Origin of the sequence: Mesorhizobium sp. M1396, from assembly GCF_040317725.1 — a bacterium.
In the GTDB taxonomy this organism is placed as follows: domain Bacteria; phylum Pseudomonadota; class Alphaproteobacteria; order Rhizobiales; family Rhizobiaceae; genus Mesorhizobium.
Map to the genome: position 1 here is coordinate 1 of NZ_JAMYLA010000013.1, position 23,211 is coordinate 23,211.

Annotated in this window: 22 protein-coding genes, 1 tRNA gene and 4 pseudogenes; 16 read left to right on the forward strand and 11 right to left on the reverse strand. The window is 64.0% G+C overall.

Going from position 1 to position 23,211, the window contains the following annotated elements:
* Positions 1-223: 223 nt before the first annotated feature.
* From NKH02_RS10560 to NKH02_RS10570, 3 genes are all read left to right on the forward strand, one after another.
* Positions 224-1,735 (forward strand): ABC transporter ATP-binding protein, encoded by a 1,512-nt coding sequence (locus NKH02_RS10560; RefSeq protein ID WP_352878475.1) that lies wholly within the window; start codon positions 224-226, stop codon positions 1,733-1,735.
* Between the two features lie 224 nt (positions 1,736-1,959).
* Positions 1,960-3,015 (forward strand): ABC transporter permease, encoded by a 1,056-nt coding sequence (locus NKH02_RS10565; RefSeq protein ID WP_352866156.1) that lies wholly within the window; start codon positions 1,960-1,962, stop codon positions 3,013-3,015.
* Entirely contained in the window at positions 3,012-3,956 is a 945-nt protein-coding gene (locus NKH02_RS10570; protein ID WP_352878478.1) for an ABC transporter permease, read from the forward strand. The genes NKH02_RS10565 and NKH02_RS10570 overlap by 4 nt, the downstream gene beginning before the upstream one ends.
* A gap of 37 nt (positions 3,957-3,993) precedes the next feature.
* On the opposite strand, the pseudogene NKH02_RS10575 reads toward NKH02_RS10570, so the two are convergent.
* A pseudogene (locus NKH02_RS10575) lies at positions 3,994-4,562 on the reverse strand (SDR family NAD(P)-dependent oxidoreductase); the annotation flags it as partial.
* A 159-nt stretch (positions 4,563-4,721) separates the two neighbouring features.
* On the opposite strand from NKH02_RS10575, the gene NKH02_RS10580 reads away from it, so the two are divergent.
* Both NKH02_RS10580 and NKH02_RS10585 read left to right on the forward strand, forming a co-directional pair.
* Complete coding sequence (locus NKH02_RS10580) at positions 4,722-4,877, forward strand: hypothetical protein (RefSeq protein WP_352866152.1); 156 nt, start codon at positions 4,722-4,724, stop codon at positions 4,875-4,877.
* A 112-nt stretch (positions 4,878-4,989) separates the two neighbouring features.
* The gene (locus tag NKH02_RS10585) at positions 4,990-5,931 is read left to right on the forward strand and encodes an LLM class flavin-dependent oxidoreductase (protein ID WP_352878480.1); all 942 of its coding nucleotides are present in this window, start codon (positions 4,990-4,992) and stop codon (positions 5,929-5,931) included.
* A 27-nt stretch (positions 5,932-5,958) separates the two neighbouring features.
* Here the strand turns inward: NKH02_RS10585 and NKH02_RS10590 are convergent.
* Positions 5,959-6,273: pseudogene (locus NKH02_RS10590) on the reverse strand (cysteine hydrolase family protein); the annotation flags it as partial.
* A 218-nt stretch (positions 6,274-6,491) separates the two neighbouring features.
* Here NKH02_RS10590 and NKH02_RS10595 point away from each other — a divergent pair.
* The 4 genes from NKH02_RS10595 to NKH02_RS10610 all read left to right on the forward strand — a co-directional run bounded on the left by NKH02_RS10595 (position 6,492) and on the right by NKH02_RS10610 (position 9,646).
* On the forward strand, positions 6,492-7,289 hold the full coding sequence (locus NKH02_RS10595; protein WP_352878483.1) for an ATP-binding cassette domain-containing protein: 798 nt from the start codon (positions 6,492-6,494) through the stop codon (positions 7,287-7,289).
* Between the two features lie 65 nt (positions 7,290-7,354).
* Entirely contained in the window at positions 7,355-8,281 is a 927-nt protein-coding gene (gene exbB, locus NKH02_RS10600) for a tonB-system energizer ExbB (RefSeq protein WP_352878484.1), read from the forward strand.
* Between the two features lie 4 nt (positions 8,282-8,285).
* Positions 8,286-8,732 (forward strand): TonB system transport protein ExbD, encoded by a 447-nt coding sequence (gene exbD / locus NKH02_RS10605; protein WP_352878486.1) that lies wholly within the window; start codon positions 8,286-8,288, stop codon positions 8,730-8,732.
* Positions 8,729-9,646, forward strand: a complete 918-nt coding sequence (locus NKH02_RS10610; RefSeq protein ID WP_352878488.1) for a TonB family protein — start codon at positions 8,729-8,731, stop codon at positions 9,644-9,646. The genes exbD and NKH02_RS10610 overlap by 4 nt, the downstream gene beginning before the upstream one ends.
* 233 nt (positions 9,647-9,879) lie before the next feature.
* Here the strand turns inward: NKH02_RS10610 and NKH02_RS10615 are convergent, their stop codons facing one another.
* Positions 9,880-10,134, reverse strand: coding sequence for a hypothetical protein (locus tag NKH02_RS10615; protein ID WP_352866140.1), 255 nt, complete (start codon positions 10,132-10,134; stop codon positions 9,880-9,882).
* 286 nt (positions 10,135-10,420) lie between these two features.
* On the opposite strand from NKH02_RS10615, the pseudogene NKH02_RS10620 reads away from it, so the two are divergent.
* A pseudogene (locus tag NKH02_RS10620) lies at positions 10,421-10,498 on the forward strand (helix-turn-helix domain-containing protein); the annotation flags it as partial.
* A gap of 24 nt (positions 10,499-10,522) precedes the next feature.
* On the opposite strand, the pseudogene NKH02_RS10625 reads toward NKH02_RS10620, so the two are convergent.
* A pseudogene (locus tag NKH02_RS10625) lies at positions 10,523-11,062 on the reverse strand (XRE family transcriptional regulator); the annotation flags it as partial.
* A gap of 149 nt (positions 11,063-11,211) precedes the next feature.
* Positions 11,212-11,287: transfer RNA gene (locus tag NKH02_RS10630), tRNA-Ala, on the reverse strand.
* A gap of 159 nt (positions 11,288-11,446) precedes the next feature.
* Between NKH02_RS10630 and NKH02_RS10635 the strand changes: the two genes are divergently transcribed.
* Both NKH02_RS10635 and NKH02_RS10640 read left to right on the forward strand, forming a co-directional pair.
* Complete coding sequence (locus NKH02_RS10635; protein WP_352866137.1) at positions 11,447-11,737, forward strand: YggT family protein; 291 nt, start codon at positions 11,447-11,449, stop codon at positions 11,735-11,737.
* Positions 11,734-12,048, forward strand: a complete 315-nt coding sequence (locus tag NKH02_RS10640; protein ID WP_352878491.1) for a DUF167 family protein — start codon at positions 11,734-11,736, stop codon at positions 12,046-12,048. The genes NKH02_RS10635 and NKH02_RS10640 overlap by 4 nt, the downstream gene beginning before the upstream one ends.
* Positions 12,049-12,064: 16 nt before the next feature.
* On the opposite strand, the gene NKH02_RS10645 is transcribed toward NKH02_RS10640, so the two are convergent.
* The 3 genes from NKH02_RS10645 to NKH02_RS10655 are packed head-to-tail and all read right to left on the reverse strand — an operon-like array spanning position 12,065 to position 14,815.
* The gene (locus NKH02_RS10645) at positions 12,065-12,946 is read right to left on the reverse strand and encodes a MurR/RpiR family transcriptional regulator (RefSeq protein ID WP_352878494.1); all 882 of its coding nucleotides are present in this window, start codon (positions 12,944-12,946) and stop codon (positions 12,065-12,067) included.
* 10 nt (positions 12,947-12,956) lie between these two features.
* A complete protein-coding gene (locus NKH02_RS10650; RefSeq protein WP_352878496.1) occupies positions 12,957-14,024 on the reverse strand; it encodes an ABC transporter ATP-binding protein in 1,068 nt (355 codons plus the stop codon).
* A 2-nt stretch (positions 14,025-14,026) separates the two neighbouring features.
* Positions 14,027-14,815 (reverse strand): SDR family oxidoreductase, encoded by a 789-nt coding sequence (locus tag NKH02_RS10655; RefSeq protein WP_352878499.1) that lies wholly within the window; start codon positions 14,813-14,815, stop codon positions 14,027-14,029.
* Between the two features lie 179 nt (positions 14,816-14,994).
* On the opposite strand from NKH02_RS10655, the gene NKH02_RS10660 reads away from it, so the two are divergent.
* From NKH02_RS10660 to NKH02_RS10675, 4 genes are all read left to right on the forward strand, one after another.
* On the forward strand, positions 14,995-16,227 hold the full coding sequence (locus NKH02_RS10660; RefSeq protein WP_352878501.1) for an ABC transporter substrate-binding protein: 1,233 nt from the start codon (positions 14,995-14,997) through the stop codon (positions 16,225-16,227).
* Positions 16,228-16,492: 265 nt separating this feature from the next.
* Complete coding sequence (locus NKH02_RS10665) at positions 16,493-17,362, forward strand: carbohydrate ABC transporter permease (RefSeq protein ID WP_352878502.1); 870 nt, start codon at positions 16,493-16,495, stop codon at positions 17,360-17,362.
* Positions 17,363-17,373: 11 nt separating this feature from the next.
* Positions 17,374-18,198, forward strand: a complete 825-nt coding sequence (locus tag NKH02_RS10670; RefSeq protein WP_352878676.1) for a carbohydrate ABC transporter permease — start codon at positions 17,374-17,376, stop codon at positions 18,196-18,198.
* A 23-nt stretch (positions 18,199-18,221) separates the two neighbouring features.
* Positions 18,222-19,715, forward strand: a complete 1,494-nt coding sequence (locus tag NKH02_RS10675; RefSeq protein ID WP_352878505.1) for a M81 family metallopeptidase — start codon at positions 18,222-18,224, stop codon at positions 19,713-19,715.
* Positions 19,716-19,862: 147 nt separating this feature from the next.
* On the opposite strand, the gene NKH02_RS10680 is transcribed toward NKH02_RS10675, so the two are convergent.
* The 3 genes from NKH02_RS10680 to NKH02_RS10690 all read right to left on the reverse strand — a co-directional run bounded on the left by NKH02_RS10680 (position 19,863) and on the right by NKH02_RS10690 (position 23,089).
* On the reverse strand, positions 19,863-21,917 hold the full coding sequence (locus tag NKH02_RS10680) for a M3 family metallopeptidase (protein WP_352878507.1): 2,055 nt from the start codon (positions 21,915-21,917) through the stop codon (positions 19,863-19,865).
* Positions 21,918-22,013: 96 nt separating this feature from the next.
* On the reverse strand, positions 22,014-22,448 hold the full coding sequence (locus NKH02_RS10685; RefSeq protein WP_352866115.1) for a nuclear transport factor 2 family protein: 435 nt from the start codon (positions 22,446-22,448) through the stop codon (positions 22,014-22,016).
* Positions 22,445-23,089, reverse strand: coding sequence for a carbonic anhydrase (locus NKH02_RS10690; RefSeq protein ID WP_352866113.1), 645 nt, complete (start codon positions 23,087-23,089; stop codon positions 22,445-22,447). The genes NKH02_RS10685 and NKH02_RS10690 overlap by 4 nt, the downstream gene beginning before the upstream one ends.
* Positions 23,090-23,211 lie beyond the last annotated feature (122 nt).

Genomic DNA, 23,211 nt, shown 5'->3' on the forward strand with positions numbered 1-23,211 from the left:
CCCCAACCCCACCCCCGCGAGCTCTGTTCTCCCCCCCCGCCGTTGCTCTTACTCTCATCCCCCGCGCGCGGGGGGGGGGGGCCCCCCCCCCGCGGGGGGGGGGGGGGCGCCTCTTCGGCGCCGCCCCCCACCCCGTCTCGCAATCTTCGCTTCGCTCCGACTGCGAGCCGACCCTCCCCACAAGGGGGAGGGTGAAGCAGAGCCTCTCTCCGCAGGAGCACCCTTGCCCGCCCCCCTCATCGAAATGCGCGGCATCACCAAACACTTCGGCGCCGTCAAGGCGAACGAGGCCGTTGACCTTAGCGTAGCGCCGGGCGAGATCCTTGGGCTGCTCGGCGAGAACGGCGCCGGCAAGACGACGCTGATGAATGTGCTGTTCGGTGCCTATGCGCCGGACGCCGGCGAAATCCTTATCCAGGGCCGGCCGGTGCGGATCACCAGTTCGGCCGATGCGCTGGCCGCCGGCATCGGCATGGTGCACCAGCATTTTCACCTCGCGCCACGGCTCACCGTGCTGGAAAATCTTCTAATAGGCATTCCCGGCAAGAGCGGCCGGATCGACCGTGCCGGCGGGCTGGCGCGGCTGGCCGAGATCGGCCGGCAGCATGGGCTCACACTTGACCCGGCCCTGCCGGTCTCGGCGCTATCGGTCGGCGAACAGCAGCGGCTCGAAATCGTCAAGGCGCTGTTTCGCGGCGCCAGGCTGCTGATCCTCGACGAACCGACGGCGGCGCTGGCGCCGAGCGAGGTCGACGGATTGTTTTCGGCATTGCGCTCGATGGCGGCGCAAGGCCTCGGCATCATCTTCATCTCGCACAAGCTCAACGAGGTGCGTGCGCTGACGCATCGCTGCACGGTGCTGCGGCACGGCCGCGTCGCCGGCCGGGTGGACGATCCCGCCAACACGACGTCGGCCGCAATGGCGCAACTGATGTGCGGCCACGAGATCGTGCCGCCGGCGCGGGGACCATCGACGCCTGGTGCTGATGTGCTTACCCTCAAGGGCATCTCGACATCGCATCATTCGGGCACGCCGCTGCGCGACGTGTCGGTTGCCGTTCGTGCCGGTGAGATCCTCGGCATTGCCGGTGTGTCAGGCAATGGCCAGCGTGCCTTGGCGGAGGTGATCTCCGGGACGCGTGTGCCTGACGCCGGCCAGATGACGATCGCCGGCAGCAAGGTCACACGCTTCTCGCCGCGCGAGGTGCAGGCGCTTGGCCTTGGTCGCATTCCGGAAGACCGCATGACCACCGGGCTGGTCACCAATTTGCCGCTCGCCGATTCGATGGTGCTGCCGCGCATCGGCACCGCCGCTTTCAGCAGCAGGGGCCTGCTCAAGCCGGATGCGATCCGCGCCTTCGCCGAGGCGCAGATCAAGGCCTATGATATCAGGTGCCCCGGGCCGATGACCCGCGCCGGAGCGCTATCCGGCGGCAATCTGCAGAAGGCGCTATTGGCGCGCGAACTCGCCTTCGATCCGAAGGTGCTTATTGTCTCGCAGCCGACGCGCGGCCTCGACATCGGGGCCGCGCGTTTCATCCACGAAAAGTTCCTCGACATGCGGGCCAAGGGCTGCGGCATCGTCGTCATTGGTGAGGATCTCGAGGAGCTGCTGGTGCTCTGCGACCGCATCGCGGTGATGTATGAGGGGCGCATCGTCGGCACGCTCGACAGCGCCGATGCAACGATCGCGCGGCTCGGGCTGATGATGACCGGCGCGGAGGGGAGAGTCTAGATGAACCTTCTGGCGGCGCTGACCCCCACCCCTAACCCCTCCCCACAAGGGGGAGGGGGATGCTGCCGCGCTCCGTTCACACAGCTTCCGAGCCCAAACTTCAGCCGTTTTGTCGTGGTCAGCGCCTCCGAGAGTTCCCCTCCCCCTTGTGGGGAGGGGCTAGGGGTGGGGGTCCCTCTTCGTCAGAATCCTTGTTCGACAGACCGAACAGAGGGTGCCGTCTAATGTTCCGCCTGGAAGTCCGTGCAAGCACTCCTGCCTGGTTCAACCTCGCTTTGCCATTGCTGGCGATCGGAGCAACGCTCATCTTGTGCAGCGGCCTCATCGCGCTGGCCGGCGCCGGCGTGCTCGAGGCCTATGGCGTGATGTTCACGGCCTCGCTGGGTGACAGCTATGCGATCACCGAAACGATGGTGCGTGCAGCACCGATGATCTTCACCGGGCTGGCGGTGGCCGTCGCCTTCCGGGCAAAATTCTGGAACATCGGCGCCGAGGGTCAATTGCTGGCCGGCGCGGTGGCCGGCTGCTTTGTCGGCGCCATCCCCATGCCGGGACCGCTTGCCATGGTGTTGATGGCGGTGGCCGGTGCCGCCGCTGGTGCGGCAGTGGCGCTCGTTCCCGCCACGCTACGGGTGAAGTTCAAGGTCGATGATGTCGTCAGTTCGCTGCTGCTCAACTCGGTCATCTACTATGCGCTGATGGCGCTGATCGAGGGGCCGTGGAAGGACAGTTTCAGCGGCTACCCGATCTCGCCGCCGATCGAGGATTCGGCGAATTTCCCGGTGCTGCTCGAAGGCACAAGGCTGCATCTCGGCGTCGTCGTGGCGCTGATCGCGGCACCCTTGATCTGGTTCCTGATCGTGCGCACGACGCTCGGTTTCAGGATCAGGGTCATCGGCGAGAATCCCGAAGCCGCCAGATATGGCGGCATCCATGTCGAGCGCGTGCTGATCTCTACGGCGCTGCTGTCCGGTGCGCTGGCCGGCCTCGCCGGTGTCGGCGAGGTCGGCGGCGTGCATTTCCAGGTGATGAGCGACATCTCGCCGGGCTACGGCTATTCCGGCATCGTCGTTGCCATGCTGGCGCGGCTCAACCCGCTTGGCGTCGTGCCGGCTGCGATCTTCCTTGCCGCCGTGATGACCGGCGCCGAGGCGATGTCGCGGGCGACCGGCGTGCCGGCCTTCCTCAGTGACGTCATCCAGGGCACCGCATTGCTTGCCATGCTGGTGGCGCTGCTGTTCACCGCTTATCGCATCCGCCGCGTGGGAGCCGCCCGATGAGCGCGGTGTTCGAACAGATCTTTCAGGTCGGCTTCCTCGCCGCCATCATCCGCATCGCCACGCCGCTGGCTTTTGCCACGCTCGGCGAGATGTTCTCCGAGCGGGCCGGCGTGCTCAACCTGGGCATCGAAGGCATCATGCTGTTGTCGGCGATGACCGGCTTCACCGCCGCCAGCCTCAGCGGCAGCCTGTGGCTCGGGGTGCTGGCGGCCGTGCTGACCGGCATGCTGATGGGCGCGCTGCATGCGCTGTTCACGGTGGTGCTCGGCCTCAGCCAGCATGTCTGCGGCATTGGCGTGACGCTGTTCTCTTCGGGCCTTGCCTATTTCCTCTACCGGCTGATCTTCGGCCAGCAATCGGTGCCGCCGAACATCAAGGGTTTTCAGACACTCCCGATCCCAATCCTCTCTGACATTCCGGTGCTCGGGCCGGCGGTGTTCAACCAGTTTGCGCTGGTCTACATGGCGATCCTTGCGATCCCACTGGCCGCCTTCGTGCTCTACCGCACGCCATGGGGCCTGTCGGTCCGCATGGTCGGCGAAAATCCGCGCGCCGCCGATTCGGCCGGCGTCAGCGTCATCGCCACGCGCTTCCAGGCGGTCATTCTCGGTGGCGCGCTGATGGGGCTGGCCGGCGCCTTCCTGTCGATGGCGCAGTTCAACGCCTTCACCTTCGGCGTCGTCTCCGGGCGCGGCTGGGTGGCGATCGCGCTGGTCGTGTTCGGCCGCTGGGATCCGTGGCGCTCGGCTGGTGCGGCGCTGCTGTTCGCCTTCGTCGATGCGTTGCAACTGCGCATGCAGGCGAGCGGGCTCGGGCACATCCCCTATGAGGCGTTCCTGATGCTGCCGTTCATTTTCACCATCGTCGCGATGGCGGTGATGTCACGCAACGCGGTGGCGCCGTCGGCGCTGCTCAAGCCGTTTCGGCGCGAGGAGCGGTAGACGAGCAGGACTTGGTGTCCCTTCCTCTCCCTCCGGAGGAGACGTCGATGCCGAGCCCGTCGAGATCGGCGACCTCGCGCAGACCATGCGGCGTGCGGATGAAGCCGGGGCAGACCGCGTTGCAGCGGATGTTGCGGTCGCGGAACTCGACGGCGATGGCGCGCGCGAACATGTGGCAGGCGCCCTTGGTGGTGTCGTAGAGCACCTCGTTCGGAGTCGCCGCCACCGCCGAGATCGATGAAGTGCAGACAATCGAGCCGCCGCCGGCCGCAATCATGCCGGGCAGCACGGCGCGTCATCAGGAACATCGAGCGGACGTTGACGGCATGCAGCCAGTCCCATTCCTGGACCGTCGTCTCCAGGAACGCTTTATCACGATGATGCCGGCGTGGTTGAACAGCACGGTGACCGGCCCGAGCTTTTCGATAGCACCCTTCACTGCCACTTCGGCCTGGGCTTCGGCGGAGACGTCGGCCACCCAGTGTTCGGCTATGTGCCCCGCGCGCGTATCGCCGCCACGGTGGCCGCGGCCGCCTCGCCATTGCGGTCGATGATCGCCACCCTGGCGCCCTCGGCGGCGAACAGCCCCGAGGCCGCTCCACCCATTCCCGTCGCGCCGTCCGAAATGATGGCCCTGCGGGCTCCCTCAGCAAGCAGGTACCAATTTGTAACGGCTCAGCAGAAAATTTTTCTGGCGAGGGGCTGAAAATAGCAATCGACAAAGTCTACAAGTTTTATAGATTAACCAGCGAGACGGAGGCCGATATGTCCTATATCCAGAACGCCCAGACGGATCGCAACGGCCAAAGGCTGGCCAATGCCCAGACCTTCCGCCCGGCCTATGCCGGCGCTTTCGCCTATGTGGTCTTTGCCCTTGCGTTTGTGTTCACCGGGGCAGTTGTTCTGGGCCTCATCCCCTAGAGTTCGTCAGATAGGCCGGGGTTGGCTGCCCCACCGCTTCCAGGCAATCGGAGTTGAATGAACCGAATCCTCGGTGCGCTTGCGCGCGCCCGACACAACGGAGGAGATGGCAATGCCGATCGAGTTCACGCATGTTCCTGGCAAGACCGCCGACGCCGCGGTTCCCTTTTTCTATGACTTTGCCGAGACCGCGACCAAGCTCGGACTGATCGAGGACGGCGGTTTCCGCAAGATCGTGGTCGACGATTCGGCCGGGCTGCTGACCAATATGGATCTTGCTGCCCAGGTGCTGGACCGGACTTTGTCGCTGGAAGTCGTGCTAACGCATTGGGCGGGCGTGGTTGAACCGACCGTGGCGGCCCGCCAGCTTGCGTCGATCGACAGAAAAAGCGGCGGGCGGCTGGCGCTGCGGATGATCAGCGAGCCGCTGAGCGACGCCGATGCCGAAACACGGCCGGTCGGGCACACCGTCATCTGGCAGCGTATCGACGAATATCTGGTGCTGCTCAAGCGGCTTTGGTCGAACGACCGGCCCTTCGACCATGAAGGCGCGTTCTACAGCATCAAGGGCGGTTATGTGCCGCGCAAGGGTCCGCACGGCGCCGACCTGATCATCCGCATGGGCGGGCAATCCGGAACGGCGGTCAAGGTGGCCGGCCGGCATGCCGATGTCTTCGAACTGGCGCCAGGCTCGATCGATGAGGTCCGGCAGCTGATGGAGCGGGTGCGCGGCGCCGCCGCCGAACATGGCCGGGCCGGCAAGCTGCGCTTTGCGCTTCCGGTCAGGATCCACCAGAGTGCTTCCGCCCCCGGCCTCAAGGCGGTCGACGTGGCCGGGCCGCCGGCCCAGGCCGCCCTGTCGCTGCTTGCCTATGCGGCTCTCGGGATCGACGAATTCATGATTGTCGGCGTCGACACGCCGCGTGAGATCGCAACCGTCGGCCGGGAAACGATCGCCCTGCTGCGCAACTCGCTGGCGCGCCGCGAAACGGACGCATTCCAGCCCGGGGCGTTTGCGCCGGGCGCGGGCATGGAAACGCGGGCAGCGGGCTGAGGAGCCTTCAGCCTTCGTTGCCTCAGGCCTGTCGCTAAGCTGCGACAGGCCTTTGATAACAGCGCTCGAATCTGCCAGCGCGCCGAAGACGCCGTCTTCGACCGTCACCATGTGAAGCGCGGCTTCGTGGGCTTGTCTGTCGCCGCTGGCGCAGACGTCCGAGATCGTCAGGCATTGAAAATTGCGGTCGCAGGCCTCGCGCAGCGTGGTGTGGACGCAGACATCCGTGGTGCATCCGGAAAACAGCAGATGCGTGATGCCTTGCGCACGCAGCACAAGCTCGAAATCCGTATAGGTGAAGGCGCTGTTGCAGGTCTTGTCGACTATGATGTCCTGCGGCGACCGCCGGCGCGGATCAGTTCGCTGTGCAAACTCGGTTCGACAACGACGCGGTCGCCACCGTTGTCCGGGCGGGACCTGTTTGCGGCAGTCGCATTGATTTGTTGATCGTTGTAGTCATCTTCAATCTTGACTAATAATATCATGTTTCATAGTCAACCGGCATCGGCTTGCCGAAACCCGGAATCTGCAAATGCGGGCGGCCGCACTGGAGAAAAGCCATGACCGTGGCTGGAATTGATGCCCAGACTGCCTTCCATATCGACGCGGTGCGCTTTGCCGTCGGCGAGCGAACGCTGCTCGGTCCGGTTTCGCTCGAACTGGAGCGCTCGCGCGTCTACGGGCTGATCGGCCACAATGGTTCGGGCAAGTCGACACTGATCAAGCTCATGGCGCGCCAGCAGCCGGCAAGCTCGGGCGCCATCACCTTCGCCAGGCGCCCGCTGCTGCAATGGGGCGCGCGAGAACTCGCCCGCGCGCTTGCCTATCTGCCGCAGACGACGCCGGCGGCGACAGGTCTTACGGTGCGCGAACTGGCGACGCTCGGGCGCTATCCCTGGCATGGCGCGCTTGGCCGTTTCCGCGCCGAGGACAGGCAGCATGTCGACGAGGCGCTGGTCCTGACCGACATGGAAGGTTTCGCGGATCGGCTGGTGGACGAATTGTCCGGCGGCGAACGCCAGCGCGCCTGGCTGGCCATGCTGGTGGCGCAGAATGCCGGTGTCATGCTGCTCGACGAACCGATCTCGGCGCTCGACATCGCCCATCAGGTCGAGGTGCTCGGGCTGGTCAAGGATCTCAGCCGCAAACGCGACCTCTGTGTCGTCGTGGTGCTGCATGATCCCAACATGGCGGCGCGCTACTGCGACGAACTGATCGCACTGAAGGATGGCAAGCTGCTGACGCGCGGCACGCCCCGCGAAATCATGCGCGGCGATGTGCTGAAGGGCATTTTCGGCGTCGAGATGGGCGTGTTCGCGCACCCCGTCACCGGCCAGCCTGTCGGATACGTGCAGTGACGAGATCTGATGCGGCGGTGGGAAACAGAAAGCGGCCGACCGCTGTGAGAACAAGGAAGAAGCTGTTGTCGAAAAGTGGTTTGTTGGCGGCGTTGGTCGCATCCGTCATCCTGTCGGTCGGCAGCGCGACCGCCCAGGAGCAACCGGCCGGAGCCGCCCCCGCGATCGAGGCACCCGCCGCGCCGGCAGTCGCGCCGCCCGCCCCCCGCGCCCCCCCGCCCCCCGCCCACCCGCCCCACACGACCCAGCCGGCCGAGGCCGGACCTTCGCCGGCAATGGAGCTGACCTTGCCGCATGATCTGTCGCCCTGGGGCATGTTCATGGCCGCCGATATCATCGTCAAGGCGGTGATGATCGGGCTCGCCTTCGCCTCCCTCGTCACCTGGACGATATGGCTGGCGAAATCGCTGGAGATTTTTGGTGGCAAGCTGCGCATCCGGCGCGCCGTCCGGGCGATCGGCGATGCCGCCACGCTGAAGCAGGCCAGCCGCGCGCTCGATCGCAGCGGCGGCCCCGGTGCGCTTCTGGTGCGGGCGGCCGAGGAGGAGACCGCGCTTTCGGCCGGCGCGCTCGATCATGTCTCCGGCGATGGGCTGAAGGAACGGGTGACGTCGCGCCTGTCGCGCATCGAGGCGGCGGCGTCGCGGCGCATGTCGCGAGGCACCGGCGTGCTGGCGACGATCGGCTCGACCGCGCCCTTCGTCGGCCTGTTCGGCACCGTCTGGGGCATCATGAACGCATTCATCGGCATCTCGCAGGCGCAGACCACCAATCTCGCCGTGGTCGCGCCGGGCATCGCCGAAGCGCTGTTGGCCACCGCAATGGGCCTTGTCGCGGCGATACCGGCCGTGGTCATCTACAATGTCTTTGCCCGCTCGATAGCCGGCTACCGGCAGATACTCGCCGATGCCTCGGCGGGCGTTGAACGGCTGGTCAGCCGCGACCTCGATTATCGCACGGTCGCGCCGGCAACGGCGCTGGCGGCGGAGTAGCGCCATGGGCAGCAGAATCCGACCGACCATGGATGACGATCTCGAGGAAAGCCACGAGATCAACGTCACCCCATTCATCGATGTCATCCTGGTGCTTTTGATCATCTTCATGGTCGCGGCACCGCTGGCGACCGTGGATGTCAATGTCGACCTGCCGGGCTCGACCGCAACGCCGGCACCACGGCCGGAAACGCCGCTGTTCCTGACTCTGAAGGACGATCTGACGCTGGCGATCGGCAACGACAGCGTGCCGCGCCCGGCTTTCGCCGCCACGCTGGACAGCAGGACAAAAGGCGACAAGCAGACGCGCATCTTCCTGCGCGCCGACAAGGCAGTCGCCTATGGCGACCTGATGGAGGCGATGAACCTGCTGCGCGGTGCCGGCTATCTGAAGATCGCGCTGGTCGGCCTGGAGGCGGCGCCGGCAGCCACTCGTGCAGCGGCGCCATGACGCAAGCGGCCGCCTTGCCCTCGGTCCAGTTGTCGCGCTTCGGCTGGCGCGACCTTGGCTTGTGGGCCGGTGCGGCCGCGCTGGTCCTCGGAGCCCATGTCGCGGTCGCCTATGCCGTGCAGAACTTCACGATGGTCACCGAAGCAGACGGCGGTCCGCCACCGGCCCAGGTGATCGAGATGGCGCCGATGGTGGTGATGCCGGCCGTGGAGGAACAGATTGCCGCGCTGGACGCGGTGAAGCCCGATCAGGCCGAGCCGACGCCCGAAGAGCCGGTCGAGGAGGCGGAGGAACAGCCGGAAGCCGTCCCGCCCGACGAGACCGAGCCCACCCAGACCGAGATGGCCGAGCAGGTCGACCAGCCACCGCCGGATGAGGTCGTCCCGGATATTGTCGAGGCTGTAGCGCCCGAGGTCGTCATTCCCTTGCCGCAGCCGAAACCGGTCGAGGTGATCAAGGACAAGAAACCGGCCGAGGCCAAGGCGAAAAAGCCTGTCGAGAAGCCCAAGCCGCGTCCGAAGAAGGAGAAGGCGGCGCCGCCAAGGACGGCAACCGTCGCCAGTGCCGATGCAAAGCCGGCGGCCAGGACCGCCGCGCCGAAGTCGGCACAATCGACGTCACGCTCCGGCGACGCCAGCAAATGGGACTCCCGTCTGGGCGCCTGGATCAGGCGGCACACGCGCTATCCCAGTTCGGCCAAGGCCAGAGGCGTGGAAGGCAAGCCGTATGTCGCCTTCACGGTCGACTCGTCCGGCCGGGTCCTGTCCGCCAGGCTCTCTCGCTCTTCCGGAGATGCGGATTTGGACCGCGCGGCACTGGCCGTGCTGCAAGGCGCCACGGTGCCGGCACCGCCGCCGGAACTCGGCTCACGCCAGAGCCGAACGGCGCCATTCGTATTCAGCCTGCGCAACTAGAGGCTAGGGCAAACCCGGGCCAATAGCTCAGCGACAGGCAAAGGGCCTCGACCTGCTCCAGATGGAAGCGGCATTTCGTGCGTCTGAGGTTCGGGTCGTCGGCGCCGTCAATCTCGATGGTCTGTATCATGAAGTCGAAATGGGCGTGGAAGGCGTCCACCGCCCCAGAGACTGTCTGCCTGACCGGTGATGCCGAGCCGGCAACCGCGCACGCGGTTGACGAGTGCATACCGCTACGCCCTTCGGGGCTGGGCGGCACGATTGTCTTTTGCCCGCGCCTGGGGGTGCAGCGGGTTGCCGCTGAGCTGCGTATGCCTGGCCGGCCGTGCGCCGCGAAGCACGTCGAAGGCTTCCGCATAGGCCATGCCCAGCAGATAGGAGATCATGGGAAAACGGCTTGCTTCGGCCATCTGCACGAGCTCATTGGTCATCGACGAAATATATTGAAGATTATCGATTTCCGACTGACGTAAGGATTGATTTGACATGTTCTGCTCCTGTCTCTGGTGGAACCTAGGGAACGCGTTACCGACCATACTGAGCCGACTAATTGATCGATTGACTCGCGGAATACGAGGCTTCTTCCGGAGCGGCGTTCACTTTCCTAGCCATTTTCATCCGTTTCCTGACCCCATCGGGATCCGTTGAAAGGCCCCTCAAACCGGACCCACGCCAAGAAAGGTAAGGTCGAAAGAGTTAATGGTATGTTAAAATCGTAGTAAATCCGCGCGCCAAGGCAGGCGGATGAATTATCTTTCCTCGCGCTGAAGTGTAAAATATCGATTTTATCCAGATACAGAGCAGACAATCGCTAGCATACGCTTTTTCGGCATCATGCTTATTCTTATTTAGCGTAAGCCACGGCGATCGAAGGGATTAACCCAGTCCTTCCCGAGTGAGGCTGGCCACCAGTTGATCGACGCTCGGATCGTCGAGCCTGATGACATGTGCCATGCTGATGGCATCCCTTGGGCGGATGTTGGCGATGTCGCGCCGCATGATGACGGACACGAATGCCGGCCCGGCCTCTGTCAGAAGCATGGCCTTGCCTATCAGCACCGGTTCGGAGATCGGAGCCCATTGCACGGAGATCAGCGGCGGCTCGCCAGTCTGGCGGCGATTGATGCCGCTGAAATAGATCCAGTTCAGGCGCGAGATCGCCACCCCATAGTGATTGCCGCGCGCCCGCCCGCCCATGTCGGCCCCCGGCGCTCCGACCACCCGGTGACCCTTCTGAAGGTGACCAGTTCGGCTTCGCGCCGCACGAAGGTTACCGAACGCATCAAGAGGTCGCCGGGCCGGGATCGAGAAATAAGTGAAATAGGTGCCTCCCGCGATCGATGGGCTGGGCGGCCGGATCATCTGGTTGAACAAGCTCTCGGAAACCGGCGGCAGGCCGGGGACACTGGGTTCGGGGACAACTGACCACGGTTTTGTCAGATATCGCGAGACGGGCGCGCAGTAGCGCGTGCGGCCTTCACAGGCGTGTTGGCACAACAAATATCGCCGGCAGGCGAGCGCGGTGCGTTTCTCCTGTCGTGGAAAGCAGAAATCGATTATTCCGCTGGTGGAGCTGAGGAGGATCGAACTCCTGACCTCGTCATTGCGAACGACGCGCTCTCCCAGCTGAGCTACAGCCCCGTCCAGCGGATGGGGCATTTATCGGGCGCCGTGGTTTCCTGTCAAGGCGGCGCTTTGCCGAAATCGGCGGCCGCCGACATCGGGCCGGCATGCGGCGGAAGGCGGCCCTTGCCGGTTTCGCCTGCAATGGCTACATGTCGGCAACAATTGGAGACCGGCATGCTCGCCCTCATTCAAACAATCGTCATGGCGCTAGACCTCTACTGGTGGATCATCATCGCCTCGGCGATCTTCTCCTGGCTCTACGCGTTCAACGTCGTCAATTCGAAAAACCAGTTCGTCGGCAGTATCGGCAACATGCTCTACCGCCTGACCGAGCCGGCATTGCGGCCGATCCGCCGTTTCATGCCGGACCTTGGCGGGATCGACATCTCGCCGATCATCCTGCTTCTGGTCCTGTTCTTCCTGCGGCAGTTCATACTCACCACGGTGGCGCCTCTGATCCTGTGAGCCCTTTCCGCCTGCGCGATGGTGGTGTCGACCTGTTTGTCCGGCTGACGCCAAAGGCTGCGCTTGACAGGCTCGAAGGCGTCGAGACATCAGCGGACGGACGAAGCCATTTCAAGGCCCGCGTCCGCGCCGTGCCGGAAAACGGTGCAGCCAACAAAGCGCTCGAAAAGTTGATCGCCAAGACGTTGGACGTGCCGGTGTCCGCTGTCTCGATTGTCGCCGGTGGCACCGCCCGGCTGAAGACGCTGCGTATCGCGGGTGATCCGGCGGCGTTGGTGAAAAGGATCGAAGGGCTCGGCAAGCAGTCCTGATGCCTTCGGTGGGGAGTCAATCCCCCAGCGGCAAACGGGGATCGTCGACTTTCAACGTGTTCACGCTCTGCTTGATGCGGCGCAGATTTTCGAGAACGCGTGGTCCGCGCGTCTCGGCGACCGACGTGACGATCATGTCGACGATCGACAGCAGCGCATACCGCGACGATGTCGGCTTGTAGATGTTGCCGTCTTCCAGCGACTGGAAATTGATGACCGTGTCGGCGACCTTGGCGAGTGCGGAGTCCGGCGGGGTGATGGCGATGGTGGTGGCGCCATATTGCTGGGCGACCTGCACCGCATCGATGACCGATCGCGCATAGCCAGAGACAGAGAAGGCGATCAGCGTGGTGTCGGGCGTGGCAACGGCTGCGTACATGCGCTGCAGCTGTCCGTCGATCTGCGCCAGCACCGACACGCCCAGCCTGAACAGCCGGTTCTGCATTTCGGTCGCCATCATCGACGAAATGCCGCCGGAACCGATGCACAGCACATTGCCGGAAACGGCGATGCGTGCGGCGACGGCGACCAGCGTCGTCATATCGAGGTTTTCGCTGGCGCGCTGGATGGCCGATATCGCCGCTTCGGTGATGGCGGACGCAATGCGCTGTTCGCGGGCATCGCGGCTCAACGGCTCTGGTGACAGATACTGGCCGCCGATGGCGATGGCTTGCGCCAGATAGAATTTGAAGTCGCGCAAGCCCTCGCAACCGAGGTTGCGGCAGAACCGCGTCACCGTCGGCTCGCTGACGCCGACGCGCGCGGCAATTTCCGAAATCGCCGCCTTGGAGACAAAGTCGAGGTCTGCCAGCACGAAGCCGGCCAGCTTGCGATCCGACTTCGTTCCATCCTGCAGCGTCAGTTGCAAGCGCGTGATGATGTCGGCCGGCGTCTTCATGCTGATGTTTTCATAGAGGCAGGCCCGTCGCCTTGTCGAACAGGTGGATGTTGCCGGGGTCGACGGTCACCGGCAGCAGGTCGCCCGGCCTGACCGGCACCCTGTCGCGGAACACGGCGCGCACTGTATCAGCGCCGATGGCGCCATAAACATGGGTTTCGGAGCCGGTCGGCTCGACGACATCCACCTTGATCGCCATCGCGTCGACAGCCTCGCCGATGACAAAGTGCTCGGGCCGGATGCCGGCCTCCACCGCACTGCCTGCCGGCACCTGTTTGCCGGCAAGCGCAAGCCGCCCGCCACCGGCCGATTCGAACCAGGTTTTCTCAGGCGATGTCCTGAGAGTGCCCGAGACGAAACTCATCGATGGGGAGCCGAGGAAGCTGGCGACGAACTTGTTGGCCGGCCGATCATAGAGTTCCAGCGGCGCCCCGACCTGCTGGATCCGCCCGCGGTCCATCACCACGATGCGGTCTGCCATGGTCATCGCTTCGATCTGGTCGTGGGTGACATAGACGATCGTCGATTTCAACCGCTGGTGCAGCGCCTTGATCTCGACGCGCATCTGCACGCGCAATTGCGCGTCGAGGTTGGACAAGGGCTCGTCGAATAGAAACACCGACGGCTCGCGCACGATGGCGCGGCCCATGGCGACGCGCTGGCGCTGGCCACCCGACAGCTGGCGGGGGTAGCGGTCGAGATAGGAGAAGAGATTGAGAACGCCGGACGCCTTCTTGACCTTATGGTCGACCGCCTCGCGCGCCTCGCCGCGTATCTTCGGGCCAAAGCCGATATTGTCCGCTGCCGTCAGATGCGGAAACAGCGCATAGGACTGGAACACCATGGCGATGTTGCGCTGCTGCGGCGGCAGCGCGTTGGCGCGCACGCCGCCGATCAACAGATCGCCGGAGGTGATCGTCTCCAGCCCGGCCAGCATGCGCAGCAAGGTCGACTTGCCGCAGCCGGATGGGCCGACCAGCACGACGAACTCGCCGCTCTTGATATCGAGGCTGATGTTTTCGAGGATCTTGTGCTGCCCGAAGGATTTCGACAGGTCGCGAAATTCGACGTCGGTCATGGTCACGCTCCCAGAATGTCGTCGATGAAGGGCAGGCAACCGGCGGTCAGCCCCGCGTCCACGGGCATCACCACGCCTGTTATTCCAGATGCGCGATCGGACGCAAGGAAAGCGACGGCTTCCGCCACTTCCGAAGCGTTGACGATGCGGCCAAGCGGATAGAGCCGCCGCAGCTTGCCGAGGATTTCGGGATCCTTGGCAAGGCGGTGGTCCCAGGCGGCGGTGCGGATCGATCCGGGGCAGACGACATTGGCGCGCAGGCCGCTCCGGCCGAGCTCGACGGCGATCGCCTTGGCATAGGCGTTGATGCCGGCCTTGGCCGCGGCATAGGCGGGATTGCCGAAATGCGCGATGGCGTTGACCGACGAGATGAAGACGACGCTACCGGAGCCTCGCCTGGCCATCGCCTTGACCAGCGGATCGGCGAAGTTCATCACGCCGGCCAGGTTGAGGCCGAGTTCCTGCTCTATTCTGTCGGGATCGAGCGCCGAAATCGTCTCGGCGCGCGTCCAGCCGGCATTGTTGATGAGAATGTCGGGCACGCCATCCCGCTCGAGGATCGCGGCGATCGCCGTGGCTATCGACGCCTTGTCGAGAAGATCGAAGACGTGGCGGGAAGCAAAATGCGGGCTTTTCAACGCCTCGCTCGACTGATCGCAGCCTATGACCCTGGCGCCTCTTTGCGCCATCAGCGCCACGATGGCGGTGCCGAGGCCGCCGCCAGCACCCGTCACCACGACAGTCTTGCCTTCGAACTCGGCCCTGCGTTCGAACTTGGGTCGCGAAACCACCGTGCGTCGTCCTCCGGGAGTCCTGACAGATCGTGCAATGCCTAGGCCTGCAAATGTAATTTTGCAACAGAATAATCTGCTTGCAAGCCTTCAAATCATCGATAATGTAGGAAAGTCACATAATCTTCAGCTCCGGCACGAAGAGCGCGCAGGCGCAAAATCAAAATGGGAGAGATCAAATGAGCCTTGCAAAATGGACTGTCGGCCTGATGGCCGGAATGAGCATGCTGGCAATCGCGGCGCAGGCGAATGCGGGCGAGGTGCGCGTCACGGTCGCCGAGTATAGCGCCAAGACTGCTCCCTATTTCGCCGACGTCAAGAAGGAATTCGAGGCGGCGAACCCGGGCATCACCGTCAAATTCGAGGTGGTGCCTTGGGATGTGCTGCTGCAGAAGTTGACCACCGACATCACCGCCGGCACCAATGCCGATCTGTCGATCATCGGCACGCGCTGGCTGATCGACTTCGTCCAGCAGGATGTCGCCGAACCGCTCGACAGCTACATCAAGCCCGACTTCAAGGACCGCTTCATCGACACCTTCCTGTCGCCCTCGATCATGGACGGCAAGACCTACGGCCTGCCGATCGCGGCCTCGGCGCGCGCCATGTACTACAACAAGGAGCTGTTCGAAAAAGCCGGCATCGCCAATCCGCCGGCAACCTGGACCGAACTGCAGGAAGACGCGCGCAAGATCAAGGCGCTCGGGTCCGGCACCTTCGGTTTCGGCCTGCAGGGCAAGGAGATCGAGACCGACGTCTATTACTACTACGCGATGTGGTCCTACGACACCGAAATTCTCAACAAGGACGGCACCTCCGGCCTCAGCACGCCAGGCGCGCTTGAAGCGGCCAAGCTCTACAAGTCGATGATCGACGAAGGGCTGACGGAGCCCGGCGTCACATCCAACAACCGCGAGGACGTGCAGAACCTGTTCAAGCAGGGCAAGGTCGGCATGATGATCACCGCACCCTTCCTGTCCAACCAGATCAAGGACGAGGCGCCGAACCTGAAGTATGGCGTGGCGGCCATTCCGGCCGGACCGACCGGCGCGCGCGGCACCTATGGCGTTACCGATTCCATCATCATGTTCAAGAACTCCAAGAACAAGGACGAGGCCTGGAAGCTGCTCGACTTCCTGTTCACCACGGAACAGCGTGCCAAGTTCACACAGGGCGAAGGCTTCCTGCCGGTGAACAAGGAAGAGGCGAAAATGGACTACTACGTCAACAATGCCGATCTGGCGGCATTCACGGCGCTGCTGCCCGACGCCCGCTTCGCGCCGGTCATTCCGGGCTGGGAAGAGGTTGCCCAGATCACGTCGGACGCCATGCAGAAGATCTATCTCGGCGGCGACCCCGAGGCAGGCTTGAAAGACGCAGCCGCCAAAGCCAACGCCGTGCTGAAGAAATAGGGCGTATCTCCCTGCGCCCGTGGCGCGTCCCACTCAGGCGGGGCGCGCCACACATCTCAGCGGAAAGACAGTTTCGTCGATGTCAGTGCCGCCCCTCATCGCCCTGCCGGGCATTTCTCTCCGTGACGGGGAGAAAGGGGCTGGCCGCTATGCCGGCAGGAAATTCAAAGCCTGAAGCGCTGCTCCAGACCAGGACTGATATGCGAGATTGACCCGAGCTGGCACGCCAGCACTACTGATGTCCAACACGGTATAAAGCCAGCCGATGCAAAACCGTTTCTTGCCCTATCTCCTGACCTTGCCCAGCCTGTTCCTGGCGGCGGTCGTTATCTTCTGGCCGGTCTGGGACCTGATCCAGATCTCGACGCATGATGTCAACCGCTTCGGCCAGCTTCGTGAATTCAACGACTTCGCCAATTTCGCGGCACTCACTGCCGATCCCGATTTCATGGCCGCGCTCTGGCGCACCGGCCAATGGACCGTGATGGTCGTCGGCGGTGCGCTGCTGCTGTCGATCCCGGTGGCGATGATCCTCAACACCGATTTCCATGGCCGGGGTATTGCCCGCGTCATCATCATGCTGCCCTGGGCGGTGTCGCTGACCATGACCGCGGTGGTCTGGCGCTGGGCGCTGAGCGGCGAAAGCGGCATGCTGAATTCGGCGCTGATCGGCCTCGGCCTTATCGACCACAACATCCAGTGGCTGGCGAGTGCCGAGACCGCCTTTCCGATGCAGGTGCTGATCGGCATCCTGGTGACGGTGCCGTTCACGACGACGATCTTCCTTGGCGGCCTGTCGTCGATCCCCGACGATCTCTACGAGGCGGCGGCGCTCGAAGGGGCGACGCCGCTGCAGCAGTTCCGCGAGATAACCTTTCCGCTCTTAAAACCGTTCATCAACATCGCCATCGTGCTCAACACCATCTACGTCTTCAATTCCTTCCCGATCATCTGGGTGATGACGCAAGGCGGGCCGGCCAACTCGACGGACATCCTGGTCACCCATCTCTACAAGCTGGCCTTCCGCATCGGCAAACTCGGCGAAGCGTCGGCGGTGTCGCTGGTGATGTTCGCCATATTGCTGGTCTTCACCATGATCTATGTGCGGCTGGCGATGTGGGAGCAACGCGCATGACAAATCGGCTCATGACGGGCAAGTTGAAGCGCTCGATCATCGCCTGGCTGCTACTGGCGCCGCTCATCGCGGTGACGCTCTTTCCCTTCGCCGTGATGTTCCTGACCGCGGTCAAGCCACGACAGGAAGTGCTGTCGCCGACCTGGTGGCCGAGCGAGTTCCGCTGGTCCAACTTCTCCGACATGTGGGTGGCGACCGGCTTCGGCCAGGCGCTGATGAATTCGCTCTACGTGTCCGTGACCGCCACCGTCGGCGCCATCCTGATCTCGGTTCCGGCGGCCTATGCGATGTCGCGCTTCCGCTTTGCCGGATACGGCGCCTTGCGCCAGTTCCTGCTGATTTCGCAGATGATCTCGCCGATCGTGCTGGTGCTCGGCCTGTTCCGGCTGATGGCCGCCTGGGGGCTGGTCGAGAGCACGACGGCGCTTGGCTTCATCTACATGGCCTTCAACGTCGCCTTCACGGTGTGGATGCTGCAGAGCTATTTCGACACCATTCCGCGCGATCTCGAGGAGGCGGCCTGGATGGAAGGCGCCGGCCGCTGGCTGACCTTGCGCAAGGTGTTCCTGCCGCTGTGCCTGCCGGCGATCGCGGTGACCGCGATCTTCACCTTCATCAATGCCTGGAACGAATTTGTCGTCGCGCTGACCATGCTGCGTAGCCAGGAAAGCTACACGCTGCCGATCCAGGTGTTCTCGCTGGTCGCCGGCCGCTACACCATCGAATGGCATCACGTCATGGCCGCGACGCTGCTGGCGACCTTGCCGGTCGCCATCCTGTTCATCTGGCTGCAACGCTACCTCGTTCGCGGGCTGGCGCTCGGAGCGGTCAAATAGCGCCTATTCACGACGGAGCTTTCATGCGCATTTTCACCGCCTCGCTGGCGACGGAAACCAACACCTTCTCGCCGGTGCCGACTGACCGGGCCTCGTTCGAGATGGCCTTCTATGCCGGGCCCGGCAAACATCCGGAAACACCGACGCTGTGCTCCTCGCCGATGGTCGCGCTGCGCCGGCGGGCAGTCGCCGAAGGCCTCGATGTCATCGAGGGCACCGCGACCTGGGCGGAGCCGGGCGGCCTGGTGCAGCGGCAGACCTACGAGGCGCTGCGCGACGAGATCCTGGGCCAGCTCAAGGCGGCGCGGCCGGTCGATGCGGTGATCCTCGGCCTGCATGGCGCCATGGTGGCGCAAGGCTATGACGACTGCGAAGGCGATCTGCTCGAGCGCGTCCGCGACATGGTCGGACCGGACGTGGTGATCGCGGTCGAACTCGATCCGCACAGCCATCTGACGCCGAAGCGCGTGGCGGCCTCGGACATCCTCGCCTACTTCCTCGAATTTCCGCACACCGATTTCTACGAGCGCGGCGAACATGTCGTCGAGCTCGGCCTGGCAGCAGCGCGCGGCGAGATCAAGCCTGTCATCTCGACCTTCGACTGCCGCATGATCCAGGTACTGCCGACCAGCCGCGAGCCGATGCGCTCCTTTGTCGACCGTATCAAGGCGCTGCACGGCAGGGACGGCGTGCTGTCGGTCTCGGTCATCCACGGCTTCATGGCGGCCGATGTGGCCGAGATGGGCACTCGCCTCCTTGTCGTCACCGACAATGACAAGGCCAAGGGCGACGCGCTGGCTGAGAAGCTGGGGCGGGAGCTCTACGCGCTGCGCGAGAAGACGGCGATGACCATGCTGAGCGCCGCCGACGGCATCGATCGGGCGCTGGCCGTGCGCGCTGAAAATCCGGGCAAGCCGGTGGTCATTGCCGATATCTGGGACAATCCTGGCGGCGGCGTTCCCGGCGACGGCACCTTCGTGCTGCGCCAGATGCTGGCGCGTGGCCTGAACAATGTCGGCGTTGCCACGATCTGGGATCCGATTGCCGTCACCTTTTGCCTGGCGGCCGGCGAGGGCGCGGTCATCGACCTGCGTTTCGGCGGCAAGGCCGGACCGCAGGCCGGTGAGCCGATCGACGCACGGATCAAGGTGCTGAGGGCGGTTGCGGAGGGTTGGCAAAGTTTCGGGCCAAGCCGGGTGACGCTTGGGCCGACGGCCTTGGTCCGCATCGAAGGCACCGAGGTCGATATCATCCTCAACACCAATCGCACGCAGACCTTCGAGCCGGATATCTTTTCCAATATCGGCGTCGATCCGCTGGCCAAGGACATGCTGCTGATCAAGTCGACCAATCATTTCTATGCCGGCTTCGAGCCGATCGCCGCCGAGATCATCTATGTCTCGGCGCCGAGTTCCTATCCGAGCAATCCGGCGGTGACCAACTACACCAAGCTGACGCGGCCGGTCTGGCCGCGGGTGGCGGATCCGTGGGAGGATGCTGGTAATCTCCCCCCTTGAGGGGGAGATGTCGCCGAAGGCGACAGAGGGGGTCGTCTCTCGTGAAGCGCCAACCTAAATCCGCGGCAATAGGTCCAGCCCGGTCGGACCGACCCCCTCTGGCCGCTTCGCGGCCATCTCCCCCTCGAGGGGGGAGATTACCCAGCGCTACACCAGCCCGCGCTTCACCATCATTGCTTCCGGCGACGGCATCTTGCCGCGAAACGCCGTATAGAGCTCTTCCGGGTCTTTCGAGCCGCCGGCGGCGTAGATGTTCTTGCGCAGCCGCTCGGCGAGTGCCGGGTTGAAGGGGTCGCCCGTCTCCTCGAAAGCGGCAAAGGCGTCGGCATCGAGCACTTCCGACCACATGTAGGAGTAATAGCCGGCGGAGTAGCCGTCACCGGAAAACACGTGGCCAAAATGGGGGGTGCGATGGCGCATCGCGATAGTGTCCGGCATGTCAAGCTTTTCGAGCGTTTCGGTTTCGAAACGAAGCGGCTCCTGCGGCGCATCCGGCCGCGCATGATAGGCCATGTCCATCAAGGCGGAAGCGGTGAATTCCACAGTTGCAAAGCCAGCGCCGAAAGTCCGCGCAGCCAGCATCTTATCGAGCAGCGCCTTGGGCATCGGCTTGCCGGTCTTCACATGCAAAGCGTGCTTTTCCAGCACCGCCGGCACGGTCAGCCAGTGTTCGTAGAGCTGCGAGGGCAGTTCGACGAAATCGCGGCTGACCGAGGTGCCCGCTACCGACGGCCAGGTGACGTCGGTCAGCATGCCGTGCAGCGCATGGCCGAACTCGTGGAACAGCGTCTTCGCCTCGTCGACCGACAGCAGAGCCGGCTCGCCGACCGGCGGCTTGGCGAAGTTCATGATGTTGTAGATCACCGGTTTCGAGCCGTGGCCAAGCCCATAGCCGGATTGCAGCGCGCTCATCCAGGCGCCGGAGCGCTTTGACGGCCGCGCGAAATAATCGGCGAGGAACAGGCCGCGCTCGCTGCCATCGGCATTTTTCACCACGAACACGCGCGCGTCGGGGTGCCAGGCGGCAATGCCCTTCTTCTCCTCGAAAGTGATGCCGAACAGCCGTGTCGCCACGTCGAAGCAAGCGTCGATGATCCGGTCGAGCTGCAAATAGGGTTTCAGCTCGGCCTCGTCGAAAGCGAACTTCTCCGCACGCAGTTTCTCCTGGTAAAAGCGCCAGTCCCAGGCGGCGATTTTTTCGTTGCTGCCTGCCTGCGTCGCCAGCCGCTGCAGGTCGGTCCGGTCGGCCGCGGCCTTTTCCAGCGCCTTCTCCCACACGGGATCAAGCAGCGCGTGCACCGCCTTCGGCGTCTTGGCCATGGTGTCGTCGAGCTTCAGCGCGGCGAAGGAGGGGTAGCCGAGCAGCTTCGCCTTTTCGGCGCGCAGCTTCAGCATGTCGCGTACTACGGATGTGTTGTCGGTGGCGCCGCCATTCTGGCCGCGCATGGTGAAGGCGCGGAAAGCGGTCTCGCGCAGGTCGCGGCGCTCCGAAAAGGTCGAGAACGGCTCATAGATCGAGCGCGACAGGGTGACGGCATAGCGACCCTTCTGGCCGCGCATTTCGGCGGCTTCGGCCATCGAGCTTTTCAGGAAGTCCGGCAGGCCGGCAAGGTCGGCCTCGTCGAGCAACAGCGCCCAGTCGCGCTCGTCGGCCAGCACATTCTGCCCGAAGCTGGTGCCGAGCGAGGACAGTTCCTCGTTGATTTTGGCCAGTCGCTTCTTGCCCTCGGCATCAAGCTTCGCGCCCGAGCGGACAAAGCCTTTCCAGGTCTTCTCCAGCACGCGCAGCGTCTCGGCGTCGAGCTTCAGGCTCTCGCGGCGCTGATAGAGATCGTCGATTCGGGCAAACAGCCTCTCATTCATCGAAATCGCCGAGAAATGCCGGGACATCTTCGGCGAGATGTCGCGTTCCAGCGCCTGGATCGTTTCATTGGTGTGGGCGCCGGCGCGGCACCAGAAGATCGACGAGACACGGTCGAGCGCCTCGCCGCCGAGTTCCAGCGCGGCAAGCGTGTTCTCGATGGTCGGCGTATCTTCATTGCCGGCGATCGCCTCGATCTCGGCCTCATGCGCCTTCAGCGCCGCATCAAGGACCGGGGAAAAATCGCCGTCGCCAATGCGCGTGAAATCAGGCAGGCCGAGCGGCCCTTGCCACGCGGTCAGCGGATGGGCGGCGAGATCAACGGCTTTCGTGGAATGCATGGACAGTCTTTCGCTGATGAAGGTGGCGGGGTGGGTCGGTACCGATGTAGGACGCGGCCGGCGGACCCGCAATATCACAGGTGGCCGATATCCGCCTCAGAAGCCGTCGCAGTTCTCGGCGATCGCCGCTTGCGAACTGGCGGTGATGCGGTTGTCGGCCACCGCGAAGGTTTCCTGCATCAGCATGTCGTTGTTGGGGAAATCGTAACAGGCGACCACCGTGGTGACGCCGCCTTCGCTCTTCTCGATCCTGTGCCGGATCGCAGCACCGGCAACCGCATCTTTCCATTCGTCGATGGAGGCAATGAATTCCTGCTTGCTTTGCACAATGCCGAGGTCGTCCAACTTGATGCGGACATCGTCGGCAAGCAGGTCGGACAGTTCCGTGCGGTCGGCGACCAGCAGCGCCGAATACCAGCGGCTGATGATGGCGCGATCATCGGCGCGGGCGGCAATAGTCGCGATCAGCAGCGCGGCCGCCGTAAAAACGGTCGACCGGAGGTTCACCACCTTGCGCGCCGCTGCGTTCATCCCAGCTCCGGCCGCTCGAAATCGCCGGTCTCCTTGTTCATCACCCAGAGTTCACCAGTCGAAATGTCGAACCAGGCGCCGTGCAGCGACAGCCGACCCTTGCCTTCGAGGATCGAGACGCAAGGGAAGGTCCGGAGATTGGCGATGGAATAGCGAATCGAAATCCGCTCCAGCGCGGTCTGACGCTCCGACGCCGTCATGAAGGTGCTGGAGGACACGGTTTCGGCGGCCGGTGCGATGAGACTCATCCATTTGCCGATGAAGTCGCCGGGAGACAGCGGTGCGAAATTGGTGTCGAGCGCGGCGCGGATGCCGCCGCAGCGGCCATGGCCCATGACGACGATGTTCTTGACCTTGAGGCTCTGCACGGCGAATTCGAGCGCGGCGGAGGTCGAGTGGAATTCGCCGTCCGGTGCGTAGGGCGGCACCAGATTGCCGACATTGCGCAGCACGAAGAGTTCGCCGGGCCCGGCGTCGAAGATCGCCTCGGGGGCTGCGCGGGAGTCGCAACAGGCGACGATCATCGTTTCCGGCGCCTGGCCTTCGCGGGCAAGCTCTCGATAGCGTCCGCTCTCGGTGAGATAGCGGCCGCTCATGAAATTGCGGTAGCCGGCGAGGAGATGGTCGGGAAGGTGAGGCATGGGCGGCTAAGGCCTTTCCGGGGTTGGAGGCGGCAGCTCGTTGCAGTCGAGAGAAGCCTCTAGCGGCAAAAGCCCGTCGCGAGCAATGCAGAATTGTAGGAGCTTGTCGTAAAAGCCAGGCA

Excerpts from the sequence above, each read along its gene's own strand:
- NKH02_RS10565 (WP_352866156.1), top strand. The coding sequence starts at position 1,960 with ATGTTCCGCCTGGAAGTCCGTGCAAGCACTCCTGCCTGGTTCAACCTC.
- NKH02_RS10570 (WP_352878478.1), top strand. The coding sequence starts at position 3,012 with ATGAGCGCGGTGTTCGAACAGATCTTTCAGGTCGGCTTCCTCGCCGCC.
- NKH02_RS10580 (WP_352866152.1), top strand. The coding sequence starts at position 4,722 with ATGTCCTATATCCAGAACGCCCAGACGGATCGCAACGGCCAAAGGCTG.
- NKH02_RS10585 (WP_352878480.1), top strand. The coding sequence starts at position 4,990 with ATGCCGATCGAGTTCACGCATGTTCCTGGCAAGACCGCCGACGCCGCG.
- NKH02_RS10595 (WP_352878483.1), top strand. The coding sequence starts at position 6,492 with ATGACCGTGGCTGGAATTGATGCCCAGACTGCCTTCCATATCGACGCG.
- exbD (WP_352878486.1), top strand. The coding sequence starts at position 8,286 with ATGGGCAGCAGAATCCGACCGACCATGGATGACGATCTCGAGGAAAGC.
- NKH02_RS10610 (WP_352878488.1), top strand. The coding sequence starts at position 8,729 with ATGACGCAAGCGGCCGCCTTGCCCTCGGTCCAGTTGTCGCGCTTCGGC.
- NKH02_RS10615 (WP_352866140.1), bottom strand. The coding sequence starts at position 10,134 with ATGTCAAATCAATCCTTACGTCAGTCGGAAATCGATAATCTTCAATAT.
- NKH02_RS10635 (WP_352866137.1), top strand. The coding sequence starts at position 11,447 with ATGCTCGCCCTCATTCAAACAATCGTCATGGCGCTAGACCTCTACTGG.
- NKH02_RS10645 (WP_352878494.1), bottom strand. The coding sequence starts at position 12,946 with ATGAAGACGCCGGCCGACATCATCACGCGCTTGCAACTGACGCTGCAG.
- NKH02_RS10650 (WP_352878496.1), bottom strand. The coding sequence starts at position 14,024 with ATGACCGACGTCGAATTTCGCGACCTGTCGAAATCCTTCGGGCAGCAC.
- NKH02_RS10660 (WP_352878501.1), top strand. The coding sequence starts at position 14,995 with ATGAGCCTTGCAAAATGGACTGTCGGCCTGATGGCCGGAATGAGCATG.
- NKH02_RS10665 (WP_352878502.1), top strand. The coding sequence starts at position 16,493 with ATGCAAAACCGTTTCTTGCCCTATCTCCTGACCTTGCCCAGCCTGTTC.
- NKH02_RS10670 (WP_352878676.1), top strand. The coding sequence starts at position 17,374 with ATGACGGGCAAGTTGAAGCGCTCGATCATCGCCTGGCTGCTACTGGCG.
- NKH02_RS10675 (WP_352878505.1), top strand. The coding sequence starts at position 18,222 with ATGCGCATTTTCACCGCCTCGCTGGCGACGGAAACCAACACCTTCTCG.
- NKH02_RS10680 (WP_352878507.1), bottom strand. The coding sequence starts at position 21,917 with ATGCATTCCACGAAAGCCGTTGATCTCGCCGCCCATCCGCTGACCGCG.
- NKH02_RS10685 (WP_352866115.1), bottom strand. The coding sequence starts at position 22,448 with ATGAACGCAGCGGCGCGCAAGGTGGTGAACCTCCGGTCGACCGTTTTT.
- NKH02_RS10690 (WP_352866113.1), bottom strand. The coding sequence starts at position 23,089 with ATGCCTCACCTTCCCGACCATCTCCTCGCCGGCTACCGCAATTTCATG.